Here is a 14,659-nt window from a genome sequence, read left to right on the forward strand (position 1 = left end):
ATACGCTGACGGTGACAAGAGAGCTAAGCAGCAACGCGAACCTGAGCGGCTTGACGCTATCCAGCGGCAGCCTAAGCCCGTCGTTTGCATCGGGCACGCTTAACTACACCGCCAGCGTGGCGAATGGCGTAAGCAGCATCACGGTGACGCCGACGACGAGCGAGAATAACGCGACGGTGAAGGTGAATGGTACGCCCGTGACGAGCGGTTCGGCGTCGGGAACGATCGGTCTTGGCGTGGGTGACAACCCGATCACGGTCGAGGTGACGGCGCAGGACGGCACGACGACGAGCGAGTACACGGTGACGGTGACAAGGGCAGCAGCGCCGATTGGCGGCGGTGGCGGTGTTAGCAGGAGCAACGACACGGGCCTGAACGGCTTGACGCTGTCCAGCGGCAGCTTGAGCCCGTCGTTTGCATCCGACACGACGAGCTATAAGGCAAACGTAGCGCACAACGTGAACAGCATCACCTTAACGTCGATAACAACCGACCGTTATGCAACGGTTAAGGTGAACGGTACGGCTGTGTCGAGCGATTCTGCATCCGGCGAGATCGCTCTGAGCGTGGGAGACAATACGATCTCGATTACCGTTACTGCCGAGGACGGAACGACGAAGACGTATACGGTTACCATAACGAGAGCAAGCAACGACATCGCGCCGCCAATCTCCCGCGGGCCGTTATTGAACGAGAAGATCGTGGACGCGCCGAAGGTGAGAGAAGCCGCTGCTGCTACTCTTCAAGCGACCGCTTACAAGCCGTTCGGCGACGTGACGGAGAACAGCTGGAGCTTCGAAGCCATCCAGACCGCCCAGCGGCTGGGCATTGTTCAAGGGAGAGCCGACGGGAGCTTCCACGGCGGCGATTCGATTACGCGTGCCGAGTTCGCGACAATGGTTGCAAACGCACTGTATCTCAATACGGCAAGCGGCGCGAGCGCAACTTTTTCCGATACGACGGGACACTGGGCGGAACCGGCCATTCGCGCTTTGGCTGCCGCAGGAGTCATCGAGGGTGTGGGCGACGGGGCTTTCAAGCCGAATCAGCCGATTTCCCGGGCCGAGATTTCGGCCATTCTGGCACGACTCATGGTTTTCGAGGTGTCTGCCGGCAGCGCCTTGTTCACGGATACGGACGGAAGCTGGGCGCGTCAATGGATCGAGCTGCTGGCCGGCGTTGAAGTGGTGAAGGGCGGCAGCGACGGCAGGTTTAATCCGAGCGCCTACGGGACGCGTGAACAGGCGGTTGCTATGATTCTTCGTATGCTGACTGTCTGCCGCAACGTCGACCTTCAATGGGCAGATTAAGGAGGACCCTATGAAACGATTACGCTCGTACTTGAGAACGAAGATCATCTCTAAGCTCGTATCTATCATTCTATCGATAGCGCTGCTAGTCACGATGCTGCCGATGATTGCGTTGGCCGAAGAGGTCGTTGCTGCATCCGATATTGTGATCGGAACAGAAGCGCCAGTGAACGGGGCAAACCTTGAAGATGGAGCAGTAGTGTTCGGCGGTGGTTCGGTTACGGATGTCAAGTGGTCCACGGACGGAACCGTCTATGTCGCTGCGAGCGGTGTTTTCGCGCAAAGCACGGTCTATCGAACCCAATACGTCTTAACGGCCAACTCAAGCTATGTATTCGATCCGGTACCCGGCGTATACGAGAAAAACGGAGCAAAAGACATAACGGGCAATATCTCCAACTTAGGCACGGGAACGTTCACTGCGGTTGTAAGCACGGGGTTTACGCTGAACGATACGCTGAAGATCGTGATCACATGGCCGAATGCGACGATTGAGCCTTCCGATATCTCCATCGGAACGATTGCCCCGGTAACGGGAACGACAATCGCGGACGGTCCGAACACGTTCAACAAAGCCTCGGCCGTGATTACGTGGTCCGACAATGGCACGGTTTTCTCTGCAGCGAGCGGGACGTTCGCAGCCAATACGCACTATTTCACGAAATACGTCATAACTGCCAACGATGGATATGCCTTCGATACCACGAGCCGAATCTATCTGGACGGAGCAAAGTCCTTAGCGGGACGCATTGCTCATCTCGGCACGGGATATTTGGCAGGAGCAAGCGTATCGAGCAATACACGGCCTAATGACACCTTGACCCTCATCGTAGGCTGGGAGTCGACCGATGCAGGCACGGGGCTGATTGTCATCGGGGCCTCGGATATATCAATCGGCACGCTTGCCCCGGTACCGTCCGGAGTCGCCGCGATTGGAACGAACATATTCAACCATGCGACGGTCACCTATGTGGACTGGAGTCAAGAGACTCCCTTTGCCTACTTGGATGAAGGAGATCCCTTCGTCTCCGGAATGACTTACGCAACGGAGTATGTTCTCAAGGCGGCGAACGGCTATACCTTTGATTCGAGGTCGGCTTATTTAAAGGGCGGGGCCAGAGATCTGTCGAGCCGCATTGCGAATCTTGGATCGGGTACGTTCCAGGTGTACGAAAATGAACCAGGCGAGATATCAATTAAGGTCATCTGGCCTCGGACAGGGCTCCTCCTGCCGAACGATATCTCTATCGGCACGCTGGCGCCGGTCGCGGAGGCAGCGGTGGCGGACGGAGTCAATACGTTCAACCATGCAACGGCCGAGGTGAATTGGTCTGCAGACAACGGAGCGACCTACAATCCGGCGAGCGGCACCTATACCTTCGTAACGACTTATAAAACGAAATATGTCATCCCTGCGGAAGCGGGCTATTTCTTTGATTCCGCTGCAGGCGTATACGAAGCGGGCGGAGCGAAGGCGTTGACCAGCGGCATCGCCAATCTCGGATCGGGCACGTATACCGCAGTCGTGTCGGGCGCTTCGAACGACACTTTGACCATCGTCGTTACGTGGCCGCAGACCGCTGCAGCGCCGTTTACGACCCTTGACGCGTCGGGAATGTCGATCGGCACGATTGCTCCGGTAACGGGGGCGAATGTGGCGGACGGCACGAACGCTTTTGCACATACGACGGCAAGCGTGACGTGGTCCGCCGACAATGGCGCGACCTACGCTTCCGCGAGCGGGACGTTCGCGCCCGGCAAGGCTTACAAGACGAAGGTTGTGTTGACCGCAGATGCGGGCTATGCCTTCAATCCGACGGCGGGAGTCTACGAATCGATCTCGATCCCGAACCTGGGCTCAGGCACGGCCACAACCCAGGTAACGACGACTAGCACCTCCAACGACACGTTAACGATTACGGTGACCTGGCCGTCGACGGCGTTGGCAACGATCGCCGCGAACGAGCTCGTAATCAAGACGATCGCACCGATAACCGGCGCAAGTATGGCGGACGGCGCCAATACGTTCCCGCATGCGACCGCCAGCATTGCCTGGTCAAGCGACGGGGGCCTCTCTTATGCGGCGGCAAGCGGAGCCTATGCGCCGAATACGGTTTACAGGACGAAATACGTCCTGACGACGGACGGCGGTTATACGTTCGATACAGCGATGAATGCTTACAATGCCGTTGTCGTCGAGAATCCGGGCGGGGTCGTGCTCAGCGCAGACGTGTCCACGTCGGCCACGGCAAACGATACGTTGACGATTGAGGTCACTTGGCCGGCAACGGGCGCAGCCACAATCGTGCCTGCGGATATCTCGATCGGAACGATTGCGCCGTCGACGGGCGCGACTCAGGCGAACGGGACGAATACGTTCGCTCATGCAGCGGGCGCTGTGACCTGGTCAGGCGACGGGGGCGCCTCCTACGCGGAAGCGGACGGCACGTACGCCGCTGCCAAAGTCTATAAAACGAAATACGTGCTGACGGCTATGGAGGGCTACGCGTTCGACTCGACGGAGAGCGTCTACGAGAAGGACGGGGCGAGAGACCTCTCGGGCCGAATCGTCAATCTTGGCGCAGGCACATTTGCCGCGACGGTATCGACGGCAAGCTTGCCGGACGATACGTTAACGGTCGTGGTAACCTGGCCGACTACGGGATCGGCGATGATCGTCCCCGCGGACATCTCGATCGGCACGGCGGCTCCGGTGACGGGAGCTGTTCAGACGAACGGGAATAATCTTTTCAACCATGCCTCTTCCAGCATGGCCTGGTCAGCCGATAACGGCGTAACGTATCAGCCGGCCGGCGGGACGTTCGCGATCGGGAAGAGCTATAGGAGCAAGTATGTGCTCACTGCTGCGGCAGGCTATCAATTCAACACGACAGCGGGAGCGTACAATGCAATCGACATCGTCAATCTTGGCGCAGGCACGTTCACGGCCCAGGTCACGACGACAAGCGTGTCCAACGATACGCTCACGATCATTGTCACCTGGCCGGCGACGGCGATTACCGATTCGATCAAGATCGACATCGGCAATACGACCGACTTTCGCGCGTATTCGGGCAGTACGCTTATTCCCGAGCAGGGACTCATCGTCTCCGCGGAGAGCGACTACAGCATTACGCTCGTTAACAAATCCATCGATACGATGAGTCCGTCCGCGCCGCTCACCGCCGCGATGGTGAAGAGCATTTCCGTCAGGGACGGTTTGGGCAACGATGTGCCGATGAGCGTGCAGACTGTATCGACCGGCGTCGCGCAAAATCATCCGTGGAGCTTGAAAATCACGATCGATCGTAACGCGACGGCGGCGGCCAGGCTAATTACGATAACGGTGAATACCGATACGGCCAGGAGAATCGATATTCGCAACCTGATCGGATTTACGAATCCGACGATCGAATATTCGAATCCGAGCCTGGGAAGCGCCAACCCATACGAATACGGCAATTATTATTACTTTCTTGCCGGAGATCCGTTAAAGCTGCAGACGACGTCGAGCGGGCTGATTCCGGCCGGCGTGCAAATCGTGGGCAAAAACACGTCCAAGACGTCGCCCGTGACGAATACGCTGTTCGACACGACCAGCTATCGATTCGGCTACGCATTCTCTATGCCGAGCGAGCCGATTTTTCTGTCCGTGACCTCGACGGACGGGAAAGCCGCGCATAATATCGCGGTGCAAGCGACGATTCCCGGCGTTATATCGCCAACGTTGTCCGGCGGCCCGCAATTCGTGCAGGCGACCGTACGAGCCCCGGCGACCGATTATTCCGGCGCGGTTATCACCGTCGATCCGGGAAGCTACAATGCTCGAATGTATAAGGTTGCCGGGGTCGAAGTACGCTCCGACCTGCTGAACGTTGCTTTGCCGGTGACGTCTAACGGCGACGGCACCTACTCGTTCGTCATGCCGTTTACCGACGCGAACGTTACCGTACGGGTGCAGAAAGTCGTGTCGAATCTCATAGAGACAGAGATTACGTCGAATGCGAACGCGGAATTGACAGTTGAACAATCAGAATATTATCCGGGCGATACGATTAAGGCGCAGATCGTGAACAAGGATTCGGCGAAATACGTGTCCAAAGTACAAGTGTACCAGATGTCTGGGGCTGCAGGCTCCTTGGTCAAGCAGATACAGCCGGCCAATCCCTACGACTCCAGAATCGACGTCGGCGTCGCGCCTTATCCGTCTACCGCCCAACTGACGGCCGGAGCGACAATTAAAGTCGTCGCCCAGTTCGCGGACGTCTCGATTCCCGTTACAACGGCAAGCGCCGCGCAATTCTCAAGCTATCCGGTCAGGGCGAGCCTGAACGAACCGATTACGTTCAGCTTCACGCCGCCGAGCGACTCGAGCAAAATCTACCAGCCGGTCGTTCGGTTTCGCGATCGACTGAACAACAAGACCGTATATGCCTGTACGTACGTAAGGTCCGACCCGCAGGATCAGACCAGGAGCATATACACTTGTCCGGCCGTTACGAAGAACAGCATCGATCTGGTCGAATTGCTGTACGATGCGATCGATACGAATTCTCCGGCGGCAGGCGGGACGTCGGGCGCAACGAAGCTCAGGAACATCGCCTCCGTCTCGCCGAACTCCAGATTGGCAGGCCTGTTCAAGACGATCAACGTATACGGAACGAATATGAACGGTCAAGGACAAGTGTTCATCGGCACGTCGCCGAATCCGACGCTGGCGGCTGCCATAACGGATGCAACGGAGAACTCCCTGGTCGTACGGGTGCCCGACGATATGTTGTTGTCCCGCACGACAGACGTTACGTATTACGTGTCCAGCAACGGCGTGCAGCGGTCTGTTACAATACCGGCAGCCGCGAGCTTGAGCCACACCAAGTTCGGTTATATGGCCGTAGTCGCGGACAGCCGGTTCAACCATTCCGTTATTGTCTCGGAGAGCGAAAAGGATTTGACGCAGCAGTTGGGCGATCGCACGCCGGTCATGACGATCAAAGGCAGCTTCACGGCCAGCGCAAGCACGAGAGGCGAATACGTGTTCAACGGTACGACGACTCTTAACGGCGGTCTGGCGGTCTACTTGTCGAAGGAGTGGAGCAAGCTCATTGTGCGCGACGATCTCGACGGCTCGGTCAGCCTGACAATGGAAGACGTCAATATGACCGCGGGCTCGTTCAGCATCATCTCGAACGCTGGCGGCTCGATCAGACTGGATAAGGGCATCGAATATATCTCCGAGTATGCAAAGGACGAGGAAGGGGAACTGGAGGATCCGACCAAGCGGAACATCGAAGTGCTGATCCGCAACCAGAACAAGCTGATCGTTGTGGGGAGCGGCATGCAGGCCGGCATTACAGGGGCCACGCTGCTCGGCGACGCCGTCATCTTCGACGGGAAAATTTATTTCGGCATGGCGCTGCCGGGCAGCGATTCGGTGGGGATCAATCTGAACATCGATCGGCTCCAGTACGGCATGGACAATAAAGGGAATCTTAGCTTCCAGGGGGTTGCGGCGGAAGGCTCCTTCACGCCGGGCACGGAGATCTCGAAGAAGCTGCTCGGCGGGTTCGGAATTAACGGCAGCGCGGAAGGCTCGATCGATACGTTCAACGGCAATTACGCCGTCGCATTCGATGTAGACGCCAAGCTGGCGAACTTGGCGTCGAGCTTGAGCCTGAAGAGGAACGGCGAGACCGGTCTGCTTATTCCCGACTCGATCAAGATCATCGTCGGATTAGAGAACGGAATTCCGGTAACACCCATGACACCGATTGCGTATTTGACAAGAGTCGGCGGCGGCGTCTCGGGCCTGGCGGACACGATCAGCGGCAACTATAAAGGCATCGCGCCGATCTTGATTCTGCTCACCGGAGATTTCGAAGTCGGAAGCCTTATTCCGGGCGCCGGCCTGCTCGAATTCAGCAACGTGGAGCTCGCGATCGGGCCTTCCCAGATTGAACTGTCCGGGAATCCGACCCTGCTGAAGATGTCGATCTTCGACAAATTCCAGGCCGGCATCTACGTGACCCAATCCTCCGTATCGTATCAAATGCAGATTGCAGCCAACATTTTGAAGAACTTCTCGGTCATTCTGGCTGGAGGCAATGCCAACCTGACTTATTACAGAAACAACGGCTTTAATTTGAATGGGCAGCTGCGCGGGAGACTCCAGGTGCCGGAGATCGATGTCGGGCTGTTCTCCATCGGTCCGTATACGTTGCTCAACAGCGACGTCGGGCTCAGCAATACGAATGCCTTCGCGTCGTTCAGGCTGCTTGGTTTCGGGTTTAAGGTGAACTACGCGTTCGGCAGCGGTTCCGTTAGCGTGGGGCGCCGCAGCTTCTCTTCGGCGCAGTCGGGACCGACAGGACAGACCGTGTACGACGAGAATGGCGCGGCGCTCGGACAGATTAACGCTTTCTCCAACGTGCGGCTTGTCGCATCGAGCGGGGGCTCGCCAAGTCTGCTAAGGACGTTCGCGGTTGAGCCGGCGATATCGACGAATGCCGAGGGAACGGAGCATACGGTGTCGCTCCCGGCGGGCTTGACGGAGGATTATGCGGTGCTCGTATCCGCCGATCCAGACGATCTACGCGTCCTGGACCCGAGCGGCAACCCGTACGGCTTGACGTATCCGGGAACGTTGGATGACGGAACGCCTTATTACGACGATCCGAACGCGAACGCGGCGGTCGTGTCCGAGAACACGGTTATGATTCGCCTGGGCGCGGAAGCGGGAGATTGGACGATTGCGTCCGGCCAGCCGTTCGACAGCTCGATTATTGCCATTGCGCCGGTTCCGGAAATTGCGGAAGTCTCCTATGACGCCGGAGCGGATAAGGTAAGCTGGGATTTGTCGGGACTGGATACCTTAACGGAAGACTATCAAGTCGAAGTCCGTCTGTCGACGGACAACGGCGACGATCCGAACGCCAGAAGTGCAGGTGTGCTGGTCCACACGTTCAGTGTCGACGCCGCGGATGTAACGGACAGCGCGGCATCCGGTAGCTATACGTTCACGGAGCAGGATTTGAACTATTTGCAAAGCGGTCAGTATTACGCCAGAGTGACGCTGGTCGGAAAGCCGATGTCCGATTCCTCAAGAGTGATTCCGTATTCGAGCAGGAATGCGAAGCAGGCGATGAATGTCGTCAATCCGCTCGAGCCGGGCTTAATTAGCGGCGTAGCCGTATCTGCGGGCGGCAACGGCACGATTCATGCTTCGTGGAGCGCAGTCTCGGACGCGGACGGGTATCTTGTTCGGTTGTACGATGCCGACGGCAATGCCGTCATATCGCCTTTGACGTACACTGACGAGATTGGCAGTGACGGCAAGCCGACCGGCAACCGAGTCGCGCATGCCGGCAGACCCATCGAGTACCGAGTGGCGGCTAGCGACGAGGCGAACGGACAAATCAGCCTCCGCTTCGGCGGGATAGATTCGGGCGCCGGCTACAGACTTGCCGTCACGCCGTTCGCCTACGCGGACGACGCGGAGATGAACTCGTCGTATATTTACGGCCCGACAACGGTGACGGACGTCGTCGACGTTCCGCTAGTCAAGCTCCCTGTCATTCACGTTAAACCTAGCGCGGGCGTCATCGCGAACGATTCGCTGTTAGGCAAGGTGCTTACGGTAGGCGGCGATTTTACACTGGATGCCGCGACCACCTATGTGAGCGCGGAGGACGGACAGACGCGAGATTTGAATGTCAAGTTCACCCTATGGCAAAGCGACGGAACGCTAGACGAAAACACCAATCTGCCGAATTTCGTACAAGTCTATGCCAGCGGCGATTATGAGAATCGGGCTTCCGTACCGATTACCGTAGGCGAAGACGCAGGATCGACCTTGCTGCGAATCGCCGCCGAGAACGATCAAGGCGACGTATCCGAGTACGGATTGGCCGTTCACTACAACAGTCTCCCGCCTGCTTTGTTCGTCGAGACGGGAACGGACGGGAAGATCGCCGCCGATTCGGCCGGGTCTTACCGAATTGCAGGCAGCACGGTTCCCTACGCGAGCGTGATGGACGACCGAGGGAATCGCACCACGGCGGACAGTGAGGGTCAATTTAGCTTAAGCGGCACGCTCAGTACCGGTACGCAAGCTTACACCACCGTCACGGCTATCGATTCCGTGGGGAACGTTGCACAGGACGATGTCTCAATCGTTAAAAGCAGCCAACCGGCTAACCCGGGAACAGACACGGGCACGAATACGGGGTCCGGTGGCGCTCCTGTGACGGAAGACGGCCAAACCGAAGATCCGACGGACAACGGATTGCCGACGAAGAGGACGTTTAAGGACGTGCATATCGAAGCGGCCTGGGCCGAAGAGGCGATCGAAAGAGCCTACAGGCTGGGCATCGTATCCGGTCGAACGGCGGATCTGTTCGCTCCGAACAGCCCTACGAGAAGAGACGAAGCGATCGCGATGCTGGTCAGAGCCCGGAAGCTGGCGATCGGCACGCAAGCCGATCTGGACGCTGCTGCGGCGCACTTCGCCGATTGGCACGAGCTGGCTCAATGGAGCCGACCTTACCTTGCAGCTGCGTATGCGAACGGATTGGTGACGGGCAAGGCGCGCCAAGGCAAGTTTTACGTCAACGGAGCTTCGCTCGTCACGCGGGCGGAAATGACGGTACTGTTCCAGAACGCTTACCGACTGACGGCGGACGTCAGCAACCGCAAGACGTTCGGGGACGCGATTCCGTCCTGGGCCGCGAATAGCGTGGATATTCTATCTTCCAACGGCGTGATCAACGGATATCCGAATTCGAAGTTCCTGCCCGCGTCTAACGCAACGCGCGCGGAAATCGTGGTCATGTTAATGCGCCTGATCGATCGGCAGGAGCAAGACGCGCCGGCCCAAGGCGAATAAACGAGCGGCAAGGTCGATGCAAGGCCCGTACTTCCGGAAGGAAGATACGGGCCTTGTACGATTAAAGGGCAGAATTTACAACAAAGCGATTAATAGTGTATGCTGCTACCGCTTGGTGGAACCAGTTCCACCAGTCAGTCTTGCCCAGCGCAAGACACGTCACTGACACATCTTCATTTTGATCATCTGGATAAGAAGGCCCTGTCCATACTGAATAAATAAATGTCTGTCTTTTGTCAACCCGAGGATCAGACCTTCTTACAGACAGCCGGATTTATCCATGTACATTAGGATATGGAATGGATTCATGAAACCGATCCCTTCTCTTCATCATTGCCACCTGGGATTACAGCAAGATTGGGAAAGTGCGACCAAGAGCCTTATGATATCTTTTGTTCATCCGATCCTAATGGAATAGCGCTATTCCTCATCGGAATTCGATGGGCAGTTTTTTGATCGGGGCGAAGATATGATAGGTTGAATCAAGGCTGTGAACATCGTCGAAACGTTGGATCAGCTCGATGTGTGAATCTTCCGTTTCCTGGTCTTGGAATCGGATACCTGCTGCAGGGGCTTCACCGCTGGACATCGATACTGGGACCTAACTTTATGCTTGGAGTCAATACGATCTTGTATAGTTATCTGCTTTTTCGGACGAGGCTGGTGCCAAGACCGTTAGCCCTGTTCGGAATGGTGACGGCGGTGCTCGTGTTCACGGCGGGGCTGCTGGAGATGTTCGGCGCCATCGAGCCTTACTCGGCAGCGAAAGGGTTCTTGGCTCTGCCCGTGGGCGTATATGAGATGAGCTTGGCCGCCTGGCTAATTGTGAAGGGATTTAGCAAACGTGACGCAGCGAGCATGCGGAAAGATGACAAAGAGAGAATTTGGAATCATTCCGTCATCGGTAATAAACACAAACATCTGCAGAAAAAACTAGGCGAACGCTCCCCGGTAGAGTACCGAAACGCGATCGCCTCATAACCTTCCGCGGTATTCGCCTATTCATGCTCCAACATTTCCTTCAGAGAGGCATCCAGCGCCAGTAACCGGATCAGAATCGTCGCCGTCTCTGCGCGGGTCGTCAGACCTTTAGGCTTAAAGGTTTGGTCCGCATAGCCGGTTACAATTCTTGCCCTCTGCGCGGCTTCAATTGATTTCGTCGCATAGTTCCATGTAAAATCGATAAAATCCACGCTGTCTGATTGTGGAAGAACTTCTACGTTTAACAGCCTGACAATCATGACAACCATGTCTTCCCTTGTAATCGCCTCATCCGGCTTGAAGCTGCCGTCTCCACCGCCTGTCACAATTCCATAATGCGCTAACGCTTCGATCGCATCCTTGGCCCAGTGCCGCTGTACATCAGAAAACTTGGCCTCGCCAGCATGCTTAACGTCAATGATCAGCAATCTTGCCAGCATGGCTGCAAACTCCGCTCTTGTAATCACTTGATTCGGTTTAAAGCTTCTATCGGGGTACCCTTGTATCGCATCAAGCTTGACTAGCTTATTGATTGAAGCAATCGCCCAGTTGTTCGAAATATCCGTAAACGATTGAACAGAGGCTGCCGATTGAAGCTTTTCTTTAATCTCGTAAGTCAACTTCTCCAGATCGATTATATCTGATTTGAAAATTCCCGGCTTGGATGCCTCCGGCGTTGGTGTCGGCGTCGGTGTTGGCCTCGGCGCTGGCGTTGGTGTCGGCGTTGGTGTTAGCGTCGACCTCGGCATTATCGCATTCGAAGGCGCCGATTCCGTGCCGCTGCCTCCAGCATTGATCGCTTTCACGGTGAATGTGTAAGCGATCCCGTTGGTTAAGCCCCGGAATGTGAAGGGGCTTGTCGTTGCGGCAGCGGTCAATCCGCCAGGATTGGCGATCACCTCGTACCCGGTAAGGGGACTGCCACCGTCAAACGCCGGGGCATTGAAGGTAACCGTCGCTTGGCTATCGCCCCCCACCGCCAGAACATTAGTAGGCTCATCCGGCAACGTGAATGGAGTCGCGCTTATGAGATTGGAGAAAGGACTTGTTCCTTGATGGTTTTCTCCTTGAATCGTGAAGTAATAGGTTGTCCCATTTGTCAGTCCTGTTGCTGTATAGTCATATACAGCACCGACCACCGTCGCAACCTTGGTTCCGCTTACAGAAGGCGCCGAGCTTTGATAGATATGATAGTTTACAGCACCCGCTGCGGGTCTCCATGTTAGACTCGCTTGCCCATCGCCAGGAACCGCTGGTTGCAGCAGCGGCGCCCCGGGCACAGGTGTTGAATCGCTAATTTGAATGGTTACCGACAGTGAGGATAAGGAACCAAAATCGAATGTAAGCACGGTCTGCCCGATAGGCAATGTCGTCAAATAGCTCGAGTACACAATTACCGTGCTGCCTGTAAGCTCGTAATCCAATCCTTTGATTAAGGACACGGTGTCATTCCGAACATCCGACAACATATAACCGTTCGAACTCAGCGTGAACTCTATATCTCGATTTTGCGCACTATCCGCATTTTTATCATAAAACCCAATCGGAGGTGTAATCGCTGGCTCTGCTTTCCATTGAATTCGTTGGTTGCCTGTATCTACAACATTAACTTTGCCGCTTGGATCAATGGCTATATCTGTCGGATTGTTAAACTGACCATCTCCGTTACCTGATCTGCCCCACTGGTCAACATAAGCTCCGTCAACGTTGAAGCTCTGAATCCGGTCATTATTGCTATCAGTTACGTAGACTTGACCCTGACTGTCGATTGCAATGCCTTGAGGATGATCCAATTGACCGTTATTATGGCCAAGGGTACCCCATTGACCAAGAAAGCTGCCATCTCCATCGAATTTCTGAATGCGATGATTGCCGCTATCCGTGACATAGAGATGATCGTTGCTATCGATCGCTACTCCGGATGGAGACTCGAACTGGCCATTACCTCCGCCTTGACTTCCCCATTGACTTACATAGTTTCCGGCGGCATCGAATTTTTGAATACGGTGGTTGCCGCTATCTACCACATAGATATCTCCATTCGTATTAACCGCTATGCCTTTAGGGGCAACGAACAGGCCATCTCCGGAGCCCTGTCCTCCCCATTGACCAATATAGGTTCCATCCGCATTAAATTTCTGAATGCGATGGTTGCCGGTATCCGTTACGTAGACATGGCCTGCGCTGTCAATCGCTGCACGGGTTGGGTGATCAAACTGACCATTCCCATTTCCTCTGCTGCCCCAGCCGCCGAGAAAAGCTCCGCTAGAATCGAATTTTTGGATTCGATGGCTTCCCCCCTCGATAACATAGACACTACCATTGCTATCGAACGCAATTCCACTAGGATCGTTAAACCGGACAATCCCGCTGGTACTGTTCTGGACGGCGAGGGACTGTCCATTCAAATCAAATCTTTGCAATCGGTTGTTCAAAGCTTCTGTTACATAGATGTTGCCGTTGGGATCTACTGTTACACTATTGGGGAAATTTAATTGTCCGATGCCGGTGCCATAGCTTCCCCATTGGTCTATATAGACGCCATTCGAATCAAACTTCTGAATTCGATTATTTTGGGCATCCGCTACATAAACATGGCCGCTACTGTCCGATTCGATTGAAAAGGGATATCTAAACTGCCCATTACCGGTGCCCATGCTTCCCCATTGCGTAATATAGGTGCCGTCCGAAGCGAATTTTTGTACTCGATGGTTTTCACTCTCTGCTGTATATACATTACCGGTCTGGTCGATCGCAATGCCGTAAATCAAATTGAACTGCCCATTACCGGTGCCATAGCTTCCCCATTTGGCGAGAAAGTTCCCATTGGGATCCAATATTTGAATCCGATAGTTATCCCTATCCGCTACATAAATATTGCCGTTGTAGTCAATCGCTAAATTAACCGGAGCGCGGAACTGTCCATTACCGGTGCCATACGCTCCCCACTCGGCAAGATAAATTCCATTCGAATCAAATTTTTGAATCCGGTTATTGCCGCGATCCGCTACGTAAACATTGCCATTGCTATCCATGGCGATCCCGCTAGGAAAATTAAACATGCCTTCTCCACTGCCGTAGCCCCCCCAATCGTTAAGGTACATTCCATTACGATCTACCTTAACAATTCGATTGTTTATTGAATCTGCAATGTATACATTTCCTCCGTTGTCTATCGTTGAATCGACTGGACGATCAAAAGTGTAGTGTTTATTAGGAAGCCATGGCATAAAATCGCTTTCTCCATTTGCGGAAACAGCCGGGACTGCGTTCAGCAGCAGCGACATGACGAGTATGAAATGAAACAAAATTCTCCTGTGACGAATCCTGTCTATCATCATCGTTCTAATATCATCCTTTCTATTCTAATCCGTTGAACGAAATAGCATTTTCTGAGCTCAACTGCAATATCCCGTCGCCTATGGACGGAACTTCGCCTCTATCTGAGCATCTAAAGAGAATTTCGCCATAACCATAATAAAGCAAA

The 14,659-nt window shown here is 55.0% G+C and carries 4 protein-coding genes; 3 read left to right on the plus strand and 1 reads right to left on the minus strand.

The annotated features are described in order from the left end of the window. The 3 genes from ACFO1S_RS09510 to ACFO1S_RS09520 all read left to right on the plus strand — a co-directional run. Window positions 1-1,310 (plus strand): cadherin-like beta sandwich domain-containing protein (locus ACFO1S_RS09510; protein ID WP_378126670.1); only part of this gene is annotated, 1,310 nt, incomplete at its 5' end. A gap of 10 nt (window positions 1,311-1,320) precedes the next feature. Further along, the gene (locus ACFO1S_RS09515) at window positions 1,321-10,191 is read left to right on the plus strand and encodes an S-layer homology domain-containing protein (RefSeq protein WP_204605008.1); all 8,871 of its coding nucleotides are present in this window, start codon (window positions 1,321-1,323) and stop codon (window positions 10,189-10,191) included. A gap of 525 nt (window positions 10,192-10,716) precedes the next feature. Next, window positions 10,717-11,172, plus strand: coding sequence for a DUF4386 domain-containing protein (locus tag ACFO1S_RS09520; protein ID WP_378126672.1), 456 nt, complete (start codon window positions 10,717-10,719; stop codon window positions 11,170-11,172). 17 nt (window positions 11,173-11,189) lie between these two features. Here the strand turns inward: ACFO1S_RS09520 and ACFO1S_RS09525 are convergent, their stop codons facing one another. Next, window positions 11,190-14,513 (minus strand): S-layer homology domain-containing protein, encoded by a 3,324-nt coding sequence (locus ACFO1S_RS09525; RefSeq protein ID WP_204605009.1) that lies wholly within the window; start codon window positions 14,511-14,513, stop codon window positions 11,190-11,192. Window positions 14,514-14,659: the final 146 nt, after the last annotated feature.

Origin of the sequence: Cohnella boryungensis (genome assembly GCF_042651945.1) — a bacterium.
In the GTDB taxonomy this organism is placed as follows: Bacteria; Bacillota; Bacilli; order Paenibacillales; family Paenibacillaceae; genus Cohnella; species Cohnella boryungensis.

Excerpts from the sequence above, each read along its gene's own strand:
- ACFO1S_RS09515 (WP_204605008.1), top strand. The coding sequence starts at position 1,321 with ATGAAACGATTACGCTCGTACTTGAGAACGAAGATCATCTCTAAGCTC.
- ACFO1S_RS09525 (WP_204605009.1), bottom strand. The coding sequence starts at position 14,513 with ATGATGATAGACAGGATTCGTCACAGGAGAATTTTGTTTCATTTCATA.